This is a genomic window from Pseudoalteromonas sp. Ps84H-4 (genome assembly GCF_024124645.1).
GTDB lineage: Bacteria > Pseudomonadota > Gammaproteobacteria > Enterobacterales > Alteromonadaceae > Pseudoalteromonas > Pseudoalteromonas lipolytica_C.
On sequence record NZ_JAMXSK010000009.1, the window covers coordinates 39,442 to 61,898 of the forward strand.

A 22,457-nucleotide genomic window follows, 5' to 3' on the forward strand; every position below is an offset into this window, starting at 1 on the left:
AACATTTGATAGTTTTCATCTAATCGCTTTCTTTGTGTAACGGGGGTTTACAGTTTGCATAAAAAAACCGCAGCTTAACGTCTAAGCTGCGGTTTTTAACTAAAGCATATTTACTTATTGAGTAGATGCTTTTCGAAGAAGTTAGCCATCATAGTGTGATAGTGCAGGGTAGTGCCATCACCTTCACGTAGACTGTGAGAACGGTTCGGGTAAGAGAAAAACTCGAACTGTTTATTGTGCTTAACTAATTCGTTAATTAAACGCTCTGAACCTTGGTAGTGTACGTTATCATCTCCGGTACCGTGGATGAGTAGCAACTTACCTTGCAGGTCTTTTGCAAAGGTGAGCGGAGAGGTGTTGTCGTAACTTTCAGGATCGGTATTTGGGTTCCCCGCATAGCGCTCTTGATAGATGGTATCGTACAAGCGAATATCAGGCACTGGTGCTGAGGCAATACCCACTTTATATTTTTCACCATGGCGGAATAACAAATTAAGTGTTGAACTACCGCCACCTGAGTGACCCCATACACCAACACGGTCGGTATCAATGACATCCCAACGTTTTGCCATTGCATCAAGGGCGTCAACTTGGTCACGCACGGTAATAGAGCCTATTTTTTTGTAGATAGACTTACGCCAATCTCTGCCTTTTGGTGCGCGCGTGCCGCGGTTATCAACAGAGGCAACAATAAAGCCTTGCTGAGTTAAATACGACTTGTATAAGTAACTGTCGCCTTCCCAGCGGTCTTGAACTGTTGAGCCCCATGGCTCACCGTAAACATAAAAGACGATTGGGTATTTTTTGCTTTTATCCATATTAGCTGGGAACATGATGTAGCCATCAAGCTCAACACCATCACGGGCATTAACTTTAAAGAACTCGTGAGTCGGTAATTGTTCAGTCGCTAATTTCTCTTTTAATGCTTTGTTCTCAACTAAGGTTTTCACATTACTGTGATCGCTTACTTTGATGATCTCTTTCATTGGTGGGGTGCCAAACTTAGAGAAGGTATGCATCGCCCAAGAGGTGTCTTTAGACATGTAATAGCTGTTTGAACCATCAAATGACTCAGGCGTTACGCGCACCGGTTTAGAGCTGCCATCAAGCGAGGTACGGAATAAATAACGTTGGCCTGGATCATCCGGTGATGCAGTAAAGTACATAACGTTTTTATCTTCGTTGAGCGCTAGCATATCAATGATGTCGTACTCGCCCGGTGTTAAATCAACAACCGTTTTACCATCGCGAGATACACGGTATAGATGACGCCAACCATCACGCTCACTGTGCCAAATAAAGAACTTACCGTCTTTTGACCAGTTTGCTTTATAAAACCACTCAATAAAGGCATCGTCTTTATCTTCAAGAATTTTAGTCAGCTGTTGTTTTTGCCAGTCGAATAACCAAACCTTGTTGTGGCTTTGCGGGCGGTTAAGATCTTGGATCATCAAAGATTCACCAGTACCTGCCCAGCTAATACGTGGGATATAACGATCGCGATTATCGCCACCTAGTTCAGCCCAACGGGTTTTCTTGTCGCTAAGACTAACCACACCCACTTTAACCGCAGAGTTCATCTCGCCGGCTTTTGGATACGGAAATTCTTTAAGGGTAGGGTAGAGATCATCAGTGTTATTGATCATGGTGAAGTATTTCACGCCACTAGTATCAAGCTGCCAATAGGCAATTGATTTGTTGTCTGGACTCCAGCGGAAACCATCACGAATGGTAAATTCTTCTTCGTAAACCCAGTCAAAATTACCATTAACAATGGTGTCGTTACCGTCAGTGGTTAAAGCAGTCACAGCCTTGCTGCCGACTTTTTCCATGTAGATGTTGTTATCACGCACGTAAGCTACTTTCGAGCTATCAGGTGAGAACTTAGCAAACATCAGCTTTTTCGCTTCGATGTTTTCACCACCTAACTGATATAGCGAATCAGTTTCGAGGTTTAAAAGCCAAAAATCACCACGGCTACGTGAGCGCCACACTTGCTCGCCATTGGTAAAAACCATCAGCCATTTACCATCTTTAGACCATTGGTAGCTTTCAACGGTGAGTGGCTCTTTATCACCTTTGGGAATTAATTTTTCGTAGCTAACAAGTACCTTACGACCCGTGCCATCGGCGTTATAAAACACAATATCATTGCCTTTTACGCCGTGCTCATCGTCTTTAGCTTTGTCGTCTTGGTTGTTTTTATCGCTTTCGCGCTCTTCAAGTACCGTATAACCAGTACCATCATCGAGCCACGTAAAATAGGTGCTACGCTCAGCTTTAAAGTCTTTTTCTTTATAAATTTGTTCAAGCGAGAGCGGATTAGCCGTTGCGTTCACTGTTGCTGATGGCGTGCTCGCTTGCTCAGTACTTGAGCATGCTTGCAAACCTAAACCCGCAACCACAGCAAACGCAAGGGTTGATGTTTTTATTAAGTTCATTTTGTTGTTCCTAGGTTTTAACTTACCTAGCGTACCAAATTAGACGAATAAAATCTGAGCTTTTATCGTGTTATCAGGGGGGTTGAACTTAAACTCAATCGTCCCACAAGAACATACTGGCTTGCTTGTTGGCAATACGTAGTTCGTAGATATCACTACAAGGGCGCATCGCCGCACCATAGCAAACATGTAACGGCAATAAGTGCTCTTCACGAGGGTGACTAAAACGCGCCGCAGGGGCCATTTGCCACTCTAATAACTTAGCTTGTCGCTGCTGCTCACTCAGCTCAGTATTGCCACAGACATCGACTAACCATTGCTCAAAAGCCATATTTTGCGCTTTAATTTCAGCTGTTTCAGGCGTAAAAAATGCGCGCATATTATGAAAAGTAAAGCCAGAACCAATGATCAATAAATTATCGTAATCAAGCTGTTGTAAAGCCTCACCTATCGCTAGGTGTAAGCTTGGCTCAAGGCTTGGATGTAACGACAATTGCACACAAGGTATATCTGCTTCTGGATACATAATCTTCAAAGGCACATACATACCGTGATCAAAGCCACGAGATGGGTTTAAAGTGCTATCGATATTAGCCTTTGCCAATGCTTGATGTACTTTTTCGGCAAGGGCTGGTTCGCCAGGGCTTGGGTACTCAATACTGTAAGCAGGCTCAGGAAAACCATAGTAATCATAAATTAGCTCTGGAGCAGCGCTCGAAGTGATGCTAATAGGGTTTGCTTCCCAATGCGCACTCACCATCAAAATAGCTGACGGCTTTTGAATTTTTGCAGCAATAGACTGCAAACAAGTAACCATATCAGCATGACTTGGATCGCCAAGTAAAGGCATAGGACCGCCGCCATGAGAAACAAAGAAAACGCGTGGCTTTTGCATAAATGTGCTCCTTAAATACGCTTATCACTATAGTGCACGCACAGAGATACAATAACCAGCCACAAAAACGCACAATTAGGGTGTGAATTTACACATCATTAGTTTGTAAGCACTAACTTAGACTCCAAGCTACGTTCATGGCAGGGACTTGCCCTCTTAAGCCACCTTCGAGAGGCTCTTTACACAGTAATGTTAGTTGATAAAAAGCATCGTAGTGCTGATGTAGCTCATCGGCTACCACACTAAACGGCGGGCCCGAAAACTCACTTTGCTGATACTCAAATACCACCACTAACTGCTTTGCCCTATTGGTCAACTCTAGTAAATGTTGGGTATATCGAATACGCATCGGCTTTGGCAGCGCAACTAAAGCGGCACGGTCATAAACCGCGTTGATAGTGCCAAGTTCATTCGCGGTAAGCGCAAAAATATCACCTACCCAAACGGTTAGATTTGCACCTTGGTAACGTAATAGTTCGCCATGTTGGCTAATTTCGGGTTCTAGCTTTAACTCATCAAATAACTGCTTAATGGCAATTTCACTAAGCTCAGCCCCTACAACACGCATACCTTGCGCTAGCAAATAATGAATGTCGTGAGTTTTTCCGCACAGTGGTACAAAAACAGTATCGCCTTGTTGTAAATTTAAGTTAGTAAAATACTGATCTAGATAACGGTTAACGTCTCCCTCGTGAAAACCTATTTCGTTATTTTCCCAACGTTGATGCCAATGCGTTGCGTCCATTAGTTGCTCCTAAAATGTTTCAATAAAAACATGATAACTAATTACAAAAGTGATAAAAATAGCAAGATAAACAAACTATGATTGCATAAATGAGAACATGATTGACGATATCGCTCTATTCATACAGATTGTTAAACAAGGAGGCCTGAGTAGCGCAGCTGAAAGTTTGTCGCTACCTACCGCGACAGTATCAAGACGCTTACAACGACTTGAGCAACGCCTAGGGGAGCAGCTATTAAACCGCTCAGCAAGGCAATGCACGTTAACGCAAGCAGGGGAGGTGTATTTTCAAAGTTATGTTGAATTAATTGAGCAATTTGAACAAACCCATCGCCAGCTTAATGAGCAAAAAGCACAATTGTCAGGAAAGCTTAAAGTTTTAGCACCTCTGAATATTAGTCATGGTTTCTTAAAGCCAATGTGGCTCGCATTTACTAAACAGTACCCCGATATTCAACTTGAGCTGCTACTTAATAATCAACTTGAGGATCTGAGTAAAAGCCAAGCTGATATAGCGATAAGAGTAGGGCCACAGGCCGATTCTATGCTTCATCAAAAAAAGTTAGGCAGTGTTGATACTTTATTTGTAAGCACTAAAGCATACCTTGATTCGGCACCTGCCTTAGAAGAGCCAGCTGATTTAAAACAGCATAGGTTAATTGGCACCACACTAAGAAGTAAATGGCAGTTGACCAATACACAAACGAATGCAACTTATAACCATATGTGCCGATTTGCGAGCACTTTTAACGACACTGGATTTGTAAAATACTTAGTTTGTGATGAGCAAGGTATCGCTTTGTTACCTCGGTTTGAGGTAATAGATGAATTAAAATCTCAGCAACTAGTTCAAGTATTGCCACACTGGCGAGGCGAAAACCGCGACATTTATGCGATTTGGCCAAGCGCACGTTTACTGAGTAAAAAGGCTGCCTGTTTAAAACAGTTTATAACCGACTACATTGCTGAAAAATTATAAAGTCTGCCATTGATATTCCATCTGTTTGGCAGTCAACAAGGCGTGTTCGTAGCTAATAAACTCAGCGACTAAAGCCAAGCTCATATCAATGCCAGCAGAAATACCACCTGAGCAGGTAAACTTACCATCAGTGACCCAACGAGTATCTGCAATCACGTTTAGATCAGAAAACATAGCAGCCAGCTCAGGTTGATCTTGCCAATGTGTCGTGACATTTTTACCACTTAAAAGCCCCGTTTTAGCAAGCAAAAACGCCCCCGTACAAACACTCGCAACACGCTTGGTGTTAGTGGCTGTATTTTTTAACCAAGCAATAACCTCTGCTTTTTCTAGCTCTCGTGTATGATCACCTCCAACCACAACAAGTAGATCAAGCAAAGGGCAGTCAGCAAAGCTGTAATGGGGGTTTACACTATAACCACCGCGGGCAAGTACAGGCCTATCATTTTCAGCAATTAAACTCACTTGCCAGTCATTATCCGCTAGACGCCTGGCAGTACTAAACACCTCAAATGGGCCTGAGAAATCGAGTACTTCAGCATCATCATAAATGTAAATTCCAATATTCATACAATTGTTCCTAATAACTGGATTTATTTCTCAAGCAAAAAATCGTACTATGCGATTTTCGCAGTCCGTTAATAACATATTATTAAACTGAGCGCGGTATAGAAACAAAACTTTAAGGCATTGTTAATGCGTTTATTATTATTACTGACAGTATTGCTTGTTGGCTGTAAAACAACAGAGCATGCAGTGAATGAAATCAGTGAGATATCGCCGGGCACAATTTACTACAAAGGCGAAACTTCCAAAAAAAGTGTCGAAGAGTTTGAAAAACTATTAGTTAGTAGCCGTAACCAAATAGATACCTTAGTGATCAATAGTGAAGGCGGCGACGTTATGGCCGGCCTACATTTAGGTGGCTTAGTGCATGAGTATCAACTCAATGTTGTGGTACGCGAGCTTTGTGCATCGTCTTGCGCTAATTATGTACTTACCGCAAGTCCACATGTGCTTGTTGAAGAGCAAGCCGTTATAGGCTGGCATGGCGGCTCATTACAGCCACTATACGTGCCTATGGAACAGCCTCCTGAAGTTGCTAGCTATATTGCAAAATGGCAAACCGCAGAGCGACAATTTTTCGATATCATCAATGTTGAACAAGCCGTTACTATCATAGGGATGATGCCAGGCATTACCGAGAAACGTGATTCAGCTATGTATAGTTACGATGCCCAAACTCTAAAACGTTTGGGGTTACATATAGAGTTTGCAGGTGCGCAAACGGGGATGTCAGCAAGTGGCGAAAAAGTAGCGCAAGTATTCGAACTTGAGGAGTCTGTTCTTAACCACTTTTTAATGCTCAACGATATTGTTTCAGCAGAACTAATTAACTAATACCAATCCGCTTAATTAAGCTAATTGGTATAACAAAAAAGCCAACATCATGTTGGCTTTTTTGTATCCTATTTAATCTAACTCTAATTGGGCTTTTTCAACACTTTCCGCGGGTAATTCTTTTTGAACAGAAACCCCTAATTCTTTGAACTCAGAGGCTTGCTTAATTAAGTTTCCTTTACCACGGTACAGCTGAGAAAACGCTTTATCGTAGCTTTCTTTGGCGCGGTCTAATTGCTTACCAACCCCTTCCATACTGGTTAGAAAACCATTGAGCTTGTTGTAAAAACGCTCTGCTCGGGCGGCTAGCTCTTTTGAGTATTTAGTTTGCTCTTCAAAACGCCACAGTTGTTTTACGATGTTCAAACTGGTTAATAACGTCGTTGGTGTTGCAACTAAGATATTTTTTTCGATAGCCTGCTGATATATATCACTTTGGTATTTAAGTGCTTCAACAAAAGCCGACTCTATCGGTACAAACATGATCACCACTTCAGGTGAGTTAATACCGGGTAGCCTATCGTAGGCTTTGCTTGCTAACTCGTTAATACGTGATTGCACCGCCGCTACATGCTCTTTAATCGCTTGCTGTGCTTCAAGCTCGGTATCGGCGTTTACATAGCGTGTATACGCGTTTAAAGAGGTTTTAGCATCAATAACTAAATGGCGTTGCTGGGGTAAATACACCACAACATCTGGGCGTAGACGACCATCTTCAGTGTTAAACGACACTTCACGTTGATAGTCTACCCCAGCACGCAGTCCGGCGCTGTCGAGTACATTTTCAAGCATTAACTCTCCCCAATTACCTTGGGTTTTCTTTTGTCCTTGTAGTGCTGTACTCAGCCTATCTGCTTGCTCAGTAATAGCTTGGCTTTTAGCCTGTAAATGCAATAACTCTGTTTTTAGCGCAGCACGTTGTTTAAGATCTTCAACGTGGATCAATTCCATCTTATCGCGAAAGCCTTTTAGCTCACCTTGAACCGGTTTTAATAGTTGTTCGATGCTTTCTTGGTTTAGAGTTTTAAAACGCTGAGACTTCTCTTCAAGGATTTGGTTAGCGAGGTTTTCAAACTCTTTTTTGAGTTGCTCTTTGCTCTCTTTGATATGACTAAGCTGCTCTTTAAAGTGCAGCTCTTTTTGCTCTATCGTGCTGCGTAAGGTACTTAATTCAACATCTCGCTGATTAAGAGCCGCTTTAGTCTCAGTGAGTTCGGCTTCAACTCTACGCCAAAATTGGTTGTATTGTTGCGCTTGTTTTTCTTGTTCTACAAAACGGGTTTTAAAATGTTGCGATTCATCACGCTGTTCAGCGTAATCTTGCTGTAACTGTGAAAGCGAAAGTTGGCTTTCTTGCAGTTGCAGCTGCTTTTGCTCTAGATTGCTTTGCTGAATTTGATAGCTATTTTGCAGCTCGGTTAACTGATTTTTTAAGCGACTTTTTTGCAAGGCAAAAATAACACCACTTGCAACTGCACCTACAGCACCACCAAGTACCACACTTTGCCAATTAATCTGTGCAATTAGCTCTGTAATCATAACGAAAACTCAATAACTTGAAGACACATCATCATAACGAATTAGTACTCGGCAGAGTAGGGGAGCAAGCATAAAAAAAGCCAGCTCAAGGTGAGCTGGCTCTAACATTACTAAAATTTAGTAACCAAATGGGAAATCAACATAATGCTTATGTAAACTGCAATTTAACAACAAGCATAATAATAGACGCCCTAAAATTTGATTAGTTCAAAAAAACTTTCAAAAAATTTAATTTTTTATCAGAGCAAGCATTTGATCTTCATCAAACTGAGTGAAACTCATTGATTTTTCAGTGAATAATGCATCAACAAGTGCTTGCTTATGCTGCTGCATTTTAAATACTTTTTGTTCAATTGAGTTGGCCATAATTAATTTATAAACAAACACAGGGTTAGTTTGGCCAATTCGATAGGCTCTATCTGTTGCTTGTTTTTCTACGGCAGGGTTCCACCAAGGATCAAAGTGAATCACTGTATCGGCCTGAGTTAAGTTCAAACCGGTTCCTCCGGCCTTTAAACTAATTAAGAATACAGAGGTATCACCCTGGGTAAACTCTGCAATTACTTTATCGCGATGGCGCGTTTGACCTGTGAGCATACTAAAGCTGATACCCAATTCATTTAATCGTTCAGCAATGACATCAAGCGCCATGGTAAATTGACTAAATATAATCACCTTACGACCTTCACTGAGCATAATTGGTAAATGCTTAGACAACCAATCAAGCTTGGCGCTGCCAGCTTGAGAGCTTGGATCAATCAGTTTTGGATGACAACAAATCTGGCGTAATTTTAATAACGCATCTAAAAACGCAAGTTTACTCTTTTGCACACCTTGCTGAGCAAATAAATCGACAAGCTTTTGCTCAAGAGATTCTGTAATTCCTGTATAGAGTTCTTTTTGTTTTGCCTCAAACTCAAACTCTTTAATTAGCTCAGTTTTTTCTGGTAGCTCTTGAGTAACCTGTGCTTTAGTGCGGCGTAAGATGAATGGCATGATCAAAGACTTCAATTCTTCAGCACGCTGTACATCGTTATCACGCTCAATCGGCGTCTGGAAATAATCTTTGTAATGAGCTTGTGAGCCAAGTAAAGAAGGCATGGCAAAATCAAGTAAGGACTTAAGCTCAAAGAGGTTGTTTTCGATAGGTGTGCCACTTAAACATAACTTAAAGTCAGCATTAAGTCGTTTAACTAAGCGCGAAACCTGCGCAGCATCATTTTTAATGTATTGCGCTTCATCAAGAATAATATTTTCAAAATACAGCGGTGAATAAAAAGCGATATCACGTTTAAGTAAAGGGTAGGTCGTTAAAATACAATCTGCCTGTGATAACTGCTGCAATTGCTCGCTGCGAGCAGCACCAAACACGGTAGTAATTTTAAGATGGCTGGCAAACTTATTAATTTCACTTTGCCAGTTTCCAACCAAACTGGTAGGGCAAATAATTAAAGTTGGCCCTGCCTGAGGTAATTGCTTTGCGTTTGCCAAAAAGGCAATAACTTGAAGGGTTTTTCCTAGCCCCATGTCATCAGCTAAAATACCACCTAGTTGGTGTCGTTTTAAAAAGTTAAGCCAATCAACACCATGTTGTTGATACTCACGCAATTGCACCCCCTGGTTTAAGCCTTGAATATCGGACTTTTTAATTAACTGTTGCGAATGACTTAATTCCGCTAAATAGGCATCAAGCGTATCATCAACAATATTCACTTTAATGGCTGTCTGCTCTATTAATTGTGGTAAAAATGACAGCGGCATTAAAATTTCATCACGTGTTTTTATGTGTTCAAAACGTTCACGGTATTCATTTAGTTGCGCTATGGCAGCTTTATTAATAACAGCGAAACGCTTGCCTACATTAAAATAGAAGAACTGCTCACTTTGCCTGTTAAGCGATTGAAAGTTTTTATCATCAGTAGTGAAAAGCTGCTGCGTCTTAACACCAGAGATCACTATTTTACTAACTATTTGGTGACCTTTGCCGCGTTGTACTTGAAGTGAAAGTTGCTTTAAAGCTTTACCTACATTTAGATCGTCGTTAATTTTCCAACCGCGTTTTGACAAGTTTGGAATAATTTCAAACTTTAACCAGTGTTCATGTATAACTGATTGTTTATTAAATATAAAATCAGTTTGTAAAGCCCCTTTACAAAGCTCAAAACCAAGGTTAATTAATTCATTTACAACGGTATTCTCGAATGATTGATTAATAATCTCTGCAGGAGCTTGGCTTAAATCATACAAAGAACGTTGGTAATTAAACTTAAGTGATAACCGAATAGTTCCTTCATCATTATTTAAGCTAATGACAGGAAAAACACTACGCGCATTACAAATTTTATTCTCTTTGTACGCATGAGGGATTACCCCTTCACCAAAATTATCACTGAGCTGCTGATAGACTCGATCAAAGTTTTCACTATGTATTGCAGGCATATTTGTTAGTAAGGCAATTTCATCAGCAGTTAAAGGTGTTCTGATGCGACCAACTTTTAGCTTGTCAGGGTCAAGGTAAGTAGGCGGTGTTGTTTTTAATAATAACCAATTATCTTGACCTGCGAGTGTCATGCTCAATGAGGTTAGATCTTTATTTTGTTTCCAATCAAACTCTAGAGCTTGCATGGTATCTGCTTTAATAGCTTGGCGAGAACGACCTAAGAATAGACGCTGTGTGGCAATAAGTTGTTGCAGGGCCGCAAACCCCCATTGACCTTTAAGCTCTAACTTACCAAGGGCATTTTGCGAGCGGATCCAACTATAAAGTCGAAAGTCAGACTCTAGTAAATCTGTTGGTGTAACAAAGCTATTTAATTGTTGTTCAGTAAGATTGCGGCCAAGGGTATAGTTATGCTCGGGATCGAAATTAGCTATTTTAGGCGTTAATGTTACAACCGATTTTTCAACATCTAAAACAAAAAGTAGAACTTGTTTGGCTGTATCATTCGATGCTTGCTTTAATGTTTTAAGCTCACTAAACCAATCATTAATAATATAATCTTCGCCATAATTGCCTGAATGTTCAATTTTTAACTTAAGTAAAACTGCAGCGATGTGGCGACATTTGGTTTTTGAACCACATGTACAGTGTGAATCGACCGAAAAACCAGTTGGTAATTTACTGATCTCAATATGCTGGGTAAATGTATTTCCTTCATTACCAAACATAGATGCATCTATAACACTAAAATCACTATTGTGTTCTAACCAGTTGATTTGACCGTTCTGGTGATACTCTTTAGCTTTACTTAACACATGCGGCTTAAATAGCTGTTTGATGAATCGTTCAGAAAGAGGAAACTGGGTTTCTTGCTCTTGTTTGATTTCCTCAAAGATAGCTAATAAGTCATTTTTGGATAAGTTAGCAGACATAAAGTTTTTGGCAGTAAAAACAAAAAATAATTCTGCCAGTATATGATCTATCGGCGATGAGCTAAAGCACTAATAAGCCATTTTGGACTGGTTGGAGCTGATAAGTTGGTAAAAAAGTGTTTTATAAAACAGCAAATCGACTTAAAACACAAAAAGCTGATTTAACAAACAGCAATCGCACAAGTTATGAACAACTTATAAACAACGAAGGGGCTTTACAGATCACTTTTTTACTAAGATATGAAAGGAAAACCAAAAAAGAGCTGTAAAGGGGTTATAAGTTAGTAAAATAGTGATCTGAGAGGGTGGGATCTTATGATTATTGCCAAATGAGATCATTATTTTACTAACTAGATAGGAGAACAGATCACGCTTTTACTAACATAAAAAGCGTGATAGATCGTTATTTTACTAACTAATTAAAGCTATTTAATAGCTTTGTCAATTGCTCTAAGCGTTTGTCAGTCATAACTTTATTATCTATTTTCACAGATAGATCACCGCTTTTAATGTTGCGCTGTACAACAACAAATTCACTATCAAGTATTGCTTCACGGCGACTAGTCGACACTGGCTCTGCAGTTAAGCGTTTAGTGATAGCTAAAGCGCGTTTGTCATCACTGCTAATAGCCGCAAGCTCAGCATCAGAACTGATTTCGTCAACAAGCTGAGTAAACGCTTGCTCATCTCGCTCTTTAGCTGCTATGAGCTTTTTAGCGACCTCACGACCTACGTGATTTGCAGTAGGGTAAAGGCTTAAAACCGTTGCTGGAAGATTCTCATAAGCTTTGATTGCATCAGCAATTGCAGTGTGAGACACGCCTTCAATAGCAGCAATTTCACGATAAGAGCCTTTTTTACCTTCAGCAATAAGCTCATCACGGGTCTGTTGATATGCTTGACCAAGCTCCCATAAACTCGGGGCAATGTATTGATCTGAAGAAACGGCAAGAATTTTTGCGTCTTGATCTGTAAAGTCTGCAGAGCTTAATACTAAGTAATCAGAATTACTTAAAATACAGGCTTTACGACGACGTGAGCCTGCTAATACAAGCATTTCGTCACCTTTATCCCAACATAGGGCAGGGTGCTGGTTACGACCGTCTTCAGCAATTGCAGGTAGAATATCGGCAACTGACTTTTCGTTTAGAAGTGATTGTACTCGGCGGTTTTTACCGTATACCTTTGTTTTAGCTTCAATTTCAGAGCTAGGGATCACTTTACATACCAACGTGATTTGACGGGTAGGATCACTTGGAGCAGGCATACTGATAACATCACCGGCAGATGCTTTTTCAAGCAATGCATCTAAACTGCTACTTTCAATAGAGGTTGAAAAAGGATCTAAGCTGGTATCATTTTTACGTTTTTTAGCCATCTTTATTATTAACCTTACTTAGCTGTATTTAGTGTTGATTGAGTTGATTGCCAGTTAGATCTGATCAACATTTCAAGTTCATCAACCACATCTTTGATATTTTCTTGAGCACGTAATAGTGACTCGCGACTTGCTAAGCTGTCAGAAGTCTTTTGATCAAAAATGGTATTAAATGATGATGAGCTGGCTGTTATAGCAGAACTATGATTTATAGGGTAACTCATTACTTGACGACCAAACGCACTACGTACATCTTTTACGATATCACGCTGTGAGTGATTGCCTTTCACATAGTTAGTAACTAAGAACTGCATAAAATCCCATCCCTCGTGACCAAGGGCTGCAACAGTATGGTATATCTCACCTAATCGTTTTAAATATTTATTGTTGGCATCAAAGTCAACTGCTTCTGGATGGACAGGAATAAGCATTGATGTAGAAGCCATTAATGCATTATAAAACATAAAGTTAAGAGAAGGAGCGGTGTCAATTAGAATGATATCAAATTGATCTTTTACTGGCTCAATAACTTTCTCTAATAACTTGTGGTAATGACGCGTTTTATCGTAGCTTGAGCTGTCTTTTAGTAAAGTAGCTGTTTCATGCTCAAAATAAAAATCATCCATACCTGAAGGTAAGATACGGATATTAGGAATATGAGTAGGTAGAAATGCACTTGTAACTAATTCATCCCACGTTTCATTATCTTCAAGTTCAATACAATCACGCATTAAGTCACCTACAGTGATTGGATCAGGTTCACTTGGTGGGAAAAAGCTTGAAGATGAACCTTGTGGGTCAAGGTCAATGATACCAATGCGATAACGTTTAATATTGGTGGTAGCCAGAGCTGCGGCTATATTAACCATACTAGTTGTTTTACCACATCCACCTTTTAGTGAATTAATAACAATAACTTGTAATTTATCATCTAGAGTTCGGTGATCTGGCTTGATATCCATGATATCTGCCATAGCAAAAATATTAACTAACGTATAAGCATAGTGACCATTTGCGCCACGTTTGATATTCAATTCATCAAAGTCACCATTGTCATGGCGTCTTTTAAGGGTGCGATTATTACAACCTAGTAGATCAGCAGCGGCTTTTTGAGTGTAAGTGCGAAGTTCTTTTTCTTCAGACTTAAGATGGGCACGGTAATGTTGAATACGTCCTTCTAGCGATTTTTCAGCAACTTCTGCTGTCGCTTTTAGTAACCTATAAGTGGCTAGCGCATTATTATTGATAGACATACTTTCTTCCTCAAAGTTATGCTTTAAGTATAATGTCCATTCAAATTGCTGTAAACAAGTATTTAAGACGACATGCCTTTTATTAATAAGACATTTAATAAAAATTTGTAACTTTACTTATGCTAAGTATAAATAAGTAAGTTTAATATCGGTTAAATATATAGGTATATAAGGTTAAGATGCTAAAATAGTGTAATATCTAGCTGATTTGATTGAATATTTAATTAAATAGCAGATCATAGTTTTACTTGGTTAAGATCAGATCTCTTATTACTCACAGATCAGCTTATTACTAAGTAAAAAATGGGCTTTTTAGTTATGCACAGCTTAATCACTAAATTACTCACAATTATGTCTGTGTAGATCAAAATTTTACTAACTAAATTAGAAAGTTATACACTGGTACCCAGGTAAAATTAAGCATTTAGTTAGTATGGATCTGATCTATAGTTGGTACAGATCAGATCTATGCTAACTTAAACTTGGTTTATCCACATGCGATTTTAAAAATAGAGATTTATGTCGTGTAAATAAGCCTTAAAAAGTAGATTCACCGGACATAAATTGAACTGAGTTAGTAAAATCGCCACCTATGAACTATAACTTAGTAAAAATCTGATCTGAAAATTAGCAATTACGAGAGAGTTAGTATAAATCTGATCCTAAGAAATTAATTGAGATCGGATCAAGTTTTTACTAACTTAAACATTTAACTTTTTAAGTTTTATGTGTTGTTATTAACTGTCGAAGAAAAATTGGAAATAAGAACAATGAGCCGAAAGGTCAACATCTCGGTAGATAACTTACCCGACACATTACGCGGGCAGATCCACGGGGTGGAAAGTGCAATAGATAATGAAAGTCTAGCACTATTTACAGACAACAAAGATGTGCGCGTTTCAATTGAAAATGCTGCTCATGGTTTGAGAGCTTACTCAAATACATTTAATCATTATGATTTATGGGGACGTTTTGTCCGTTCTGGTCATAAAAAGCTTCCGGTTGAAGAAGCACCAAAGAAAACAATCGTCACACGCAGAATCTCTGAAAAAGTAGACGGCATTCTTTATGATGGCGAAATAAAAATTACACCTGCGGTAGTAAGCACTCGTAAAGATGGTGAAGATGTTGAATATCTTGTTTGGCCATCTGACCGAGAAGAAAAAGTCGAGCGAGCTCTGATCCGTTTAGCTTCTAAAGGTAAAATTGTAAAAATTAATTTTAAATCGGGTATTCAATACGCGGTTGTTTTTTCAATGAATGAATTGGCGCAAGAGCTGAAAGCTGTTGGCCAGTCGATGCCATATCCTCAAATTAAAGAATCTTTAGAAGCATTACAAGGTTCTAAACTTTCATTTAGATACTCAGCAACCGACACCCGCAATTCTGATATTGATGATTCATTTTACGAATCGAATATGAACTTTTTATCGTCACTGCACTTTAGTGGCAAGAAAGGTCAAGGTGGTAACGTAAAATGTGTTGCATGTTTAAATGCGTTCGTACATAACATGATCGATAATCTTGAATATAAAGGTTATTACTTTAATAGTGCACAAGAATTAAAGCGTGGTTTATCACGTTGGATGATGCTGCGTTTGTATCATTTATGGCGTTATGCTGCACCGGGTAAAACCTACCATTTTCGACTTTTATCAATTATGGAAAAGTACGGCTCAATCTATTCGACAGATGAAATAACAGAAAACAAATTGAAAGCATTGCGTCGTGATATGACGACAACAATGAAAGATTTGATCGAGAAAGGTGCAATTTCAGAATATAACATTACCAACGTTAAAGATGATAAAACAGGTAATATTATTGATTACACTTACGAGATGCATCCGTCTGACCAATTTTGTGATGAGATTCTTACACTAAATAAGCATAATAAACGAATCGAAATACAAGGTGGCAAACGCATTGTTGAGAATGCAGTTTTAATTGATGAAGATAAAATTGAAGAAATAGTAGAAGACTAATTTTTTTAATACTACTAACTACAAACAAAAGGCCACATAACTGGCCTTTTTAACATAATCAATCTGTTACTTGTTCTAAGTAAAGTCTATCAACTAAGAAATCATATTCTCTTTTACGAGGGTGGCTTTGTGGTTTTTGATAATCAGATAATGTACCAAGCTTTACATCGGGTTCAGGGTTTATCAATATAAATGGTAAAGCAGCACTAACATGATATCTGTTCTGAGCCGTGTATCTCACATTAACTTGTGGGCTTACCCTTGTTGGTCTACGAATTCGTAATTTCTCTTTATCACCTAAACTTGCAACACGACTTTGTTCTTGTGCAACAAGTGCTTGCCAAGAATGTTGATCGATCATTCTTGGATTTGAATAACTTGCAGACTTTTCTAACATAGCGAGTGCCATTTTTTTCGTTAGTGTTTTAGTTGCATGTTTGTGCATCCAAGTAAAACGGACAGAGTAGGGTGACTCTGTTTCATAGTGAATTTTACGATAGGCAGCTAAAGTAATTAAGTTTGGCACAGCATTATGAACAGCTTCAAAGCGTGCATCGTTATTATCGATAGCCAACACACAATTTTTAAAATCAGCTTTGGCTTTGTTTATTTGATTGATTCTGGCAGAAATATTTTGCTTATCAACATCTTTAAGAACTAATAAGCCAGGATGCCTTTTAAGTACTCGACTACTTAATCCCGTCTTTTTATAAAAATCACCAAACGAATTAATGATTTGTTTTTGTGCATCAGCACCTTCAACTTTTATGACAGGTATTGCCGAAGGGACTTTTTTCTCATCGTTTATATCAATATCAGGTAATTGATAATATGACGCTTTATGAAAATCAAGCTGTTTTAATTCATCACAAAATAGGTGGGTTAACTCATTAACTAAATCAAACTGACTGCGAATTTCAAGTTTAGTACTCATAGGAACACATCTTACATAAACATTCCTTAAGTTTAACCTTATCACTTTTTTTTTAAAATATTTATTTCACTTAGTTGCTGACCTCATATTTTATTTTGAGTAAGTATGATGTGTTCCTTATTGGTAGTGCTTAGCATGTATTTTTATTATTTCAACTTAGTGATAAAAAAGTGTTTTTAACTAGCGTAAAGCTGAGGTTACACTAGTGCTATCTAATAGTAAGATGTGTTCTTATATATTCTGTAATAGAAGTTCGCTATACACAGCAGGTAACTTACTGTTCTATAATGTTTAAATCGTTAATTTTTAATAATTCATAGCTAAAGTATTTGTCAAATAACTAAATAATTACAAATAGCTGAATATAGTCCTTGAACTTAGTACCTGCAATAAGTTAGTTTTCGTTAACGGTCTATGTTAGGAATGAGGAAAGAACATGCAATCGTGGAACCCAGACAGCTGGAGAAAACTGCCGATACTTCAGCAGCCAGAGTACCCAGATCAAGAAGCCCTAAAATCAGTTGAGGGGCAATTAAAAAGTGCACCACCTTTAGTTTTTGCTGAAGAGACGCGTAGCTTATATAAGCAACTAGAAGCTGTATGTGAGGGCAGAGCCTTCTTATTACAAGGTGGTGATTGTGCAGAGTCATTCAGTGACTTTAACGCTGCGAATATCCGCGACACCTTTAAAACACTTTTACAAATGGCCGTCGTTTTAACTTATGGTGGTAAATGCCCTGTTGTTAAAATTGCACGTATGGCAGGTCAGTATGCTAAGCCACGCTCATCAGATTACGAAACGATTGACGGTGTTTCATTGCCTTCATACCGTGGTGATATCATCAATAACTTTGAATTTACAGAGCAAGCGCGTATCCCAGATCCACAGCGCTTAATGACGGCGTACCATCACAGTGCAGCAACGTTGAATTTATTACGCGCATTTGCTCAAGGTGGTTTAGCAGATTTACATCAAGTAAACCGTTGGAACATGGGTTTTGTTGCTGCAAACCCACTTAAAGAGAAATACCAACAGTTAGCAGACAGAATTCAAGATGCACTTGAATTTATGGAAGTGTGCGGTATCGACTCAACAGTTGCACCAAGCTTAAAAGAAACAGACTTATTTACATCACACGAAGCATTATTATTAGGCTACGAAGAAGCATTAACACGTCGAGACCATCTATCAGGTGACTGGTACGATTGTTCTGCACACTTTGTTTGGATTGGTGAGCGTACACGCCAGTTAGATCACGCACATATCGAGTTCTTTAAAGGTATTAAAAACCCAATCGGTGTGAAAGTTGGCCCTGGTATGGACCCAGACGAGCTAATTAAACTTATAGATGCCGTTAACCCAGATAACATTCCTGGGCGCTTAACATTAATTACCAGAATGGGTGCTGATGTACTTCCTGAGAAACTGCCGGCACTGGTACGCAAAGTACAACAAGAAGGCCGTAAAGTAATTTGGAGCTCTGATCCAATGCACGGTAATACAGAAAAAGCGAGCTCAGGCTATAAAACACGAAGCTTTAATAACATTCTTCGTGAAATTAGCCAGTTCTTCGCAGTTCATAAAGCTGAGGGTTCATACCCAGGCGGTGTTCACCTTGAAATGACTGGTCAACACGTAACTGAATGTACCGGTGGTGCGTATGGTTTATCTGATGAAGACTTAGCACAACGTTATCGCACACAGTGCGACCCGCGTTTAAATGCTGACCAAGTATTAGAACTTGGTTTCTTAGTCGCAGATTTATTAAAAGACGCACGTAAGTAACTTATAAGTTATACAAAAAAGGCTGCTATTTGCAGCTTTTATTAATGTCCGATACTAAAGAAAGTTAGTACTTACGTCTTTCAAGACCTGTATCAGATATAATCTTTGCAGATATTTCTTCAACAGAATGATGTGTTGAATTTAAATATTGAATCTTTTGTTTTTTATAAAGCATTTCTACTTCACGAACTTCAATACGACACTGTTTTAAAGACGCATATTTAGAGTTCGCCATACGACGTTGGCGAATATCAGCAAGGCGAACAGGATCAATTGTTAAACCAAATAGCTTATGTTTGTAGGCCTTTAAACATTCAGGAAGGGTGCCACGCTCTAAATCATCTTCTGTAAGTGGATAGTTGGCTGCTTTTATGCCGTACTGCAATGCTAGATATAAACTAGTAGGTGTTTTACCACTTCGGCTAACGCCGACAAGAATAATGTCAGCCTCAGAATAATTTTTTATATTAGCGCCATCATCATTGGTCAACGCATAGTTCACCGCATCAATTCTAAAGTCATAGCTTTTCTCATGCATTGAATGTGTTCTATGTACTTTTGGTACAGGGGCAACATTGAGCTCTTGAGCGATTTTATCACTGTATTGCGATAAAAAGTCATAACATACCGCACATGACGATTTTATAATTTCACTTAATTCATGGTTCACAAAAGTGAAAAATACCAAAGGTTGCTCACCATCTCGTTGAGCTGTTGAGTTAATTAAGTTCCTAACTTCGTTTGCTTTTTTTTCTGTTTCAACAAAGGGAATTGTTTTGTGATTAAACTCCACAGGAAACATAGATAAGGTCGCATGACCAAAGACTTCGGAGGTGATAGCTGTTCCATCAGAGATATAAAATGCAGTTCTCATATTTAACCTTTTTATTACCTTTATCTGCAAAATAGGGGCTTCACGGTTTACGTGAGGTCTGTTGCCAGTGTAGAATGACTACGACCTTTTTAGAAGGTTTTCTTTCTTAACTCTCACAGTTAGTACTACAATTTGTTTATGGAGAAAGATCCGTGCAAGAATACGTTCTCTGGTATCAAGAGCTTGGTATGCAAGATGTTCCACGTGTTGGCGGTAAAAACGCTTCACTGGGTGAAATGATCTCAAACCTAGCTAACGCTGGTGTTCAAGTGCCAGGTGGTTTCGCTACAACCGCTGATGCATTCAATGAGTTTCTAGAGCAATCTGGTTTAAACTCAAAAATCCACGATATTTTAGACACATTGGATGTGGATGATGTAAATACACTCGCTAAAGTCGGTGCCGAAATCCGCCAATGGATTATCGACACACCATTCCAACCTAACCTAGACCAAGCCATTCGCGACGCATACAGCCAATTACATGGGGACGCATCTCAAGATGTATCATTTGCTGTTCGCTCATCTGCAACAGCAGAAGACATGCCAGACGCTTCATTCGCAGGACAACAAGAAACGTTTTTAAACGTACGTGGTATTGATGCAGTAATGACTGCCATTAAACACGTGTTTGCCTCACTATTTAATGACCGCGCTATTTCTTACCGTGTTCACCAAGGTTATGATCACCGTGGTGTTGCATTATCAGCTGGTATCCAACGCATGGTTCGTTCAGATAAAGCAGCTTCAGGTGTTATGTTCAGTATTGATACTGAATCTGGCTTTGAAGATGTAGTATTTGTAACGTCAAGCTATGGTCTTGGGGAAATGGTTGTACAGGGTGCTGTAAACCCAGATGAATTCTATGTTCACAAACCAACACTTGCTAACGGTAAACCAGCTGTAGTTCGCCGTAACATTGGTTCTAAAGCAATCCAAATGATTTACTCTGCAGATGAATCACACGGCAAGCAAGTTGAAATTGTTGATGTAGATTCTGCACTATCAAACAAATTCTCAATCACAGATGCTGAAGTTCAAGAACTTGCAAAGCAAGCTGTGATCATTGAAAAACACTACGGTCGTCCAATGGACATCGAGTGGGCAAAAGATGGTAACGACGGCAAGCTTTATATTGTTCAAGCACGTCCAGAAACTGTTCGTTCAAATGAAGACGCAAACGTAATGGAACGTTTCCAACTAAACGGCACAAGTGCTGTTGTAGTTGAAGGCCGTGCTATTGGTCACAAAATTGGTTCAGGTACTGTTCGTGTACTTAATTCAATTGACGAAATGGACAAAGTACAACAAGGCGACATCCTAGTTACTGACATGACTGACCCAGATTGGGAGCCGATCATGAAACGTGCCGCTGCGATTGTAACAAACCGTGGTGGCCGTACTTGTCACGCTGCAATCATTGCTCGTGAACTTGGTATTCCTGCAGTAGTTGGTTGTGGTAATGCAACTGATTTAATTAAAGCAGGTCAGGATGTAACAGTATCGTGTGCCGAAGGTGACACAGGTTATATATACGAAGGTATTTTAGATTACGAAGTACTTACTTCACGTGTTGATGAAATGCCAGAATTACCAATGAAAATTATGATGAACGTGGGTAACCCAGATCGTGCATTCGACTTCGCGCGTTTACCACATGCTGGTGTTGGTCTTGCTCGTGTAGAATTCGTAATCAACCGTATGATCGGTGTTCATCCTAAAGCACTTCTTAACTTTGATGCGCAATCTGATGAGCTTAAAGCTGAAATTTCAGAAATGATGGCAGGTTATGAATCGCCAGTTGAATTCTATATTTCTAAGCTTGTTGAAGGTATTGCAACACTAGGTTGTGCATTTGCACCTGAGCGTGTAATCGTTCGTATGTCTGACTTTAAGTCTAACGAATATGCAAACCTTGTTGGCGGCCAGCAATATGAGCCGGAAGAAGAAAACCCAATGATTGGTTTCCGTGGTGCAGCGCGTTATATCTCTGAAGATTTCCGTGACTGTTTCGCGTTAGAGTGTGAAGCAATTAAACGTGTTCGCAACGAAATGGGTATGACTAACATCGAAATCATGATCCCATTTGTACGTACACTTGAAGAAGGTAAACGCGTTATTGAATTACTTGAAGAGCACGGCCTTAAACGTGGCGAAAATGGTCTTAAAGTAATCATGATGTGTGAATTACCATCAAACGCTTTACTAGCAGATGAGTTCTTAGAGTATTTCGATGGTTTCTCTATCGGTTCAAACGACTTAACTCAGTTAACATTAGGTCTTGACCGTGATTCAGGTTTAATTGCACATCTATTTGATGAGCGTAACCCTGCAATCAAGAAACTATTATCAATGGCTATTCAAACAGCTAAAGCAAAAGGCAAATACGTAGGTATTTGTGGCCAGGGTCCTTCAGATCATGAAGACTTTGCAGCTTGGTTAGTTGAGCAGGGCATTGATTCTGTTTCTCTAAACCCAGATACAGTATTAGAAACTTGGTTATATCTTGCTAAAAAATTAGCCGACTAAGTACTTTATTTAGCTAAAATAAAGAACCTAATATAAAAAATGCCAGCAATTAGCTGGCATTTTTGTTACTTCGAAGGACAACACGCCCTTTAAATCAGCGAGCAAGTTTTTTATCAATATAAGCACATGACCTAGTGAGTGCCTTTTGACACAAGGTTAAATAATCACGCGCTTTAGGGTAATAAAATGATAAACAAAAAAGCCCTGCAATAAAAAAAATAAGCGAAGGTCCAGGTACAACAATAAAAACTAAGCCCAGTAGTAAACTTAGTAAACCCAAACTGATTAATGCAATTTTCTTCATATCCATATCTCTTTGATGCTTTTATAAACAGTATAAAAGTAAT

16 protein-coding genes are annotated in these 22,457 nt (G+C 39.1%); 5 read left to right on the forward strand and 11 right to left on the reverse strand.

Translation table 11 applies throughout. From position 1 onward, the window contains the following. Positions 1–110: 110 nt before the first annotated feature. From NH454_RS09875 to tmpT, 3 genes are all read right to left on the reverse strand, one after another. Positions 111–2,441, reverse strand: a complete 2,331-nt coding sequence (locus NH454_RS09875; protein ID WP_253038918.1) for a DPP IV N-terminal domain-containing protein — start codon at positions 2,439–2,441, stop codon at positions 111–113. A gap of 94 nt (positions 2,442–2,535) precedes the next feature. Further along, positions 2,536–3,336 carry a class III extradiol ring-cleavage dioxygenase gene (locus NH454_RS09880; RefSeq protein WP_253038920.1) on the reverse strand — a complete coding sequence of 267 codons (801 nt, stop codon included), beginning with the start codon at positions 3,334–3,336 and terminating at the stop codon, positions 2,536–2,538. Positions 3,337–3,448: 112 nt separating this feature from the next. After that, positions 3,449–4,081, reverse strand: coding sequence for a thiopurine S-methyltransferase (gene tmpT / locus NH454_RS09885; RefSeq protein ID WP_135926638.1), 633 nt, complete (start codon positions 4,079–4,081; stop codon positions 3,449–3,451). Positions 4,082–4,178: 97 nt separating this feature from the next. On the opposite strand from tmpT, the gene NH454_RS09890 reads away from it, so the two are divergent. Continuing rightward, positions 4,179–5,060, forward strand: a complete 882-nt coding sequence (locus tag NH454_RS09890; protein WP_135926637.1) for a LysR family transcriptional regulator — start codon at positions 4,179–4,181, stop codon at positions 5,058–5,060. Here NH454_RS09890 and NH454_RS09895 read toward each other — a convergent pair. After that, a complete protein-coding gene (locus NH454_RS09895; RefSeq protein ID WP_253038922.1) occupies positions 5,055–5,630 on the reverse strand; it encodes a DJ-1/PfpI family protein in 576 nt (191 codons plus the stop codon). The two genes, NH454_RS09890 and NH454_RS09895, sit on opposite strands and share 6 nt — an antisense overlap. Positions 5,631–5,756: 126 nt before the next feature. On the opposite strand from NH454_RS09895, the gene NH454_RS09900 reads away from it, so the two are divergent. Continuing rightward, positions 5,757–6,461 carry a hypothetical protein gene (locus NH454_RS09900; RefSeq protein ID WP_135926635.1) on the forward strand — a complete coding sequence of 235 codons (705 nt, stop codon included), beginning with the start codon at positions 5,757–5,759 and terminating at the stop codon, positions 6,459–6,461. Between the two features lie 72 nt (positions 6,462–6,533). Here the strand turns inward: NH454_RS09900 and rmuC are convergent, their stop codons facing one another. From rmuC to NH454_RS09920, 4 genes are all read right to left on the reverse strand, one after another. Then, entirely contained in the window at positions 6,534–8,000 is a 1,467-nt protein-coding gene (gene rmuC, locus NH454_RS09905; protein ID WP_135926634.1) for a DNA recombination protein RmuC, read from the reverse strand. Positions 8,001–8,228: 228 nt separating this feature from the next. Continuing rightward, positions 8,229–11,372 (reverse strand): DEAD/DEAH box helicase, encoded by a 3,144-nt coding sequence (locus tag NH454_RS09910; protein ID WP_253038924.1) that lies wholly within the window; start codon positions 11,370–11,372, stop codon positions 8,229–8,231. Positions 11,373–11,787: 415 nt separating this feature from the next. Continuing rightward, complete coding sequence (locus NH454_RS09915; protein ID WP_199526148.1) at positions 11,788–12,750, reverse strand: transcriptional regulator; 963 nt, start codon at positions 12,748–12,750, stop codon at positions 11,788–11,790. Between the two features lie 14 nt (positions 12,751–12,764). Beyond that, positions 12,765–14,003, reverse strand: coding sequence for an AAA family ATPase (locus tag NH454_RS09920; protein ID WP_135926631.1), 1,239 nt, complete (start codon positions 14,001–14,003; stop codon positions 12,765–12,767). Positions 14,004–14,773: 770 nt separating this feature from the next. Between NH454_RS09920 and NH454_RS09925 the strand changes: the two genes are divergently transcribed. Beyond that, complete coding sequence (locus NH454_RS09925) at positions 14,774–15,988, forward strand: hypothetical protein (RefSeq protein WP_063703764.1); 1,215 nt, start codon at positions 14,774–14,776, stop codon at positions 15,986–15,988. A 58-nt stretch (positions 15,989–16,046) separates the two neighbouring features. On the opposite strand, the gene NH454_RS09930 is transcribed toward NH454_RS09925, so the two are convergent. Next, a complete protein-coding gene (locus NH454_RS09930) occupies positions 16,047–16,922 on the reverse strand; it encodes a DNA replication terminus site-binding protein (protein ID WP_253038926.1) in 876 nt (291 codons plus the stop codon). Positions 16,923–17,358: 436 nt separating this feature from the next. Here NH454_RS09930 and NH454_RS09935 point away from each other — a divergent pair, with 436 nt between their 5' ends. After that, the gene (locus NH454_RS09935; RefSeq protein WP_135926629.1) at positions 17,359–18,708 is read left to right on the forward strand and encodes a class II 3-deoxy-7-phosphoheptulonate synthase; all 1,350 of its coding nucleotides are present in this window, start codon (positions 17,359–17,361) and stop codon (positions 18,706–18,708) included. 64 nt (positions 18,709–18,772) lie between these two features. On the opposite strand, the gene NH454_RS09940 is transcribed toward NH454_RS09935, so the two are convergent. After that, entirely contained in the window at positions 18,773–19,582 is an 810-nt protein-coding gene (locus NH454_RS09940; RefSeq protein ID WP_135926628.1) for a pyruvate, water dikinase regulatory protein, read from the reverse strand. A 152-nt stretch (positions 19,583–19,734) separates the two neighbouring features. Between NH454_RS09940 and ppsA the strand changes: the two genes are divergently transcribed. After that, the gene (gene ppsA, locus NH454_RS09945) at positions 19,735–22,110 is read left to right on the forward strand and encodes a phosphoenolpyruvate synthase (RefSeq protein ID WP_253038928.1); all 2,376 of its coding nucleotides are present in this window, start codon (positions 19,735–19,737) and stop codon (positions 22,108–22,110) included. 94 nt (positions 22,111–22,204) lie between these two features. Here the strand turns inward: ppsA and NH454_RS09950 are convergent, their stop codons facing one another. Continuing rightward, positions 22,205–22,414 (reverse strand): PGPGW domain-containing protein, encoded by a 210-nt coding sequence (locus NH454_RS09950; RefSeq protein WP_135926626.1) that lies wholly within the window; start codon positions 22,412–22,414, stop codon positions 22,205–22,207. Positions 22,415–22,457 lie beyond the last annotated feature (43 nt).

Coding starts and splice junctions, on each gene's coding strand:
- tmpT (WP_135926638.1), bottom strand. CDS start 4,081: ATGGACGCAACGCATTGGCATCAACGTTGGGAAAATAACGAAATAGGT.
- NH454_RS09910 (WP_253038924.1), bottom strand. CDS start 11,372: ATGTCTGCTAACTTATCCAAAAATGACTTATTAGCTATCTTTGAGGAA.
- NH454_RS09900 (WP_135926635.1), top strand. CDS start 5,757: ATGCGTTTATTATTATTACTGACAGTATTGCTTGTTGGCTGTAAAACA.
- rmuC (WP_135926634.1), bottom strand. CDS start 8,000: ATGATTACAGAGCTAATTGCACAGATTAATTGGCAAAGTGTGGTACTT.
- NH454_RS09940 (WP_135926628.1), bottom strand. CDS start 19,582: ATGAGAACTGCATTTTATATCTCTGATGGAACAGCTATCACCTCCGAA.
- NH454_RS09920 (WP_135926631.1), bottom strand. CDS start 14,003: ATGTCTATCAATAATAATGCGCTAGCCACTTATAGGTTACTAAAAGCG.
- NH454_RS09895 (WP_253038922.1), bottom strand. CDS start 5,630: ATGAATATTGGAATTTACATTTATGATGATGCTGAAGTACTCGATTTC.
- NH454_RS09890 (WP_135926637.1), top strand. CDS start 4,179: ATGATTGACGATATCGCTCTATTCATACAGATTGTTAAACAAGGAGGC.
- NH454_RS09915 (WP_199526148.1), bottom strand. CDS start 12,750: ATGGCTAAAAAACGTAAAAATGATACCAGCTTAGATCCTTTTTCAACC.
- NH454_RS09880 (WP_253038920.1), bottom strand. CDS start 3,336: ATGCAAAAGCCACGCGTTTTCTTTGTTTCTCATGGCGGCGGTCCTATG.
- NH454_RS09935 (WP_135926629.1), top strand. CDS start 17,359: ATGCAATCGTGGAACCCAGACAGCTGGAGAAAACTGCCGATACTTCAG.
- NH454_RS09950 (WP_135926626.1), bottom strand. CDS start 22,414: ATGAAGAAAATTGCATTAATCAGTTTGGGTTTACTAAGTTTACTACTG.
- NH454_RS09930 (WP_253038926.1), bottom strand. CDS start 16,922: ATGAGTACTAAACTTGAAATTCGCAGTCAGTTTGATTTAGTTAATGAG.
- NH454_RS09875 (WP_253038918.1), bottom strand. CDS start 2,441: ATGAACTTAATAAAAACATCAACCCTTGCGTTTGCTGTGGTTGCGGGT.
- NH454_RS09925 (WP_063703764.1), top strand. CDS start 14,774: ATGAGCCGAAAGGTCAACATCTCGGTAGATAACTTACCCGACACATTA.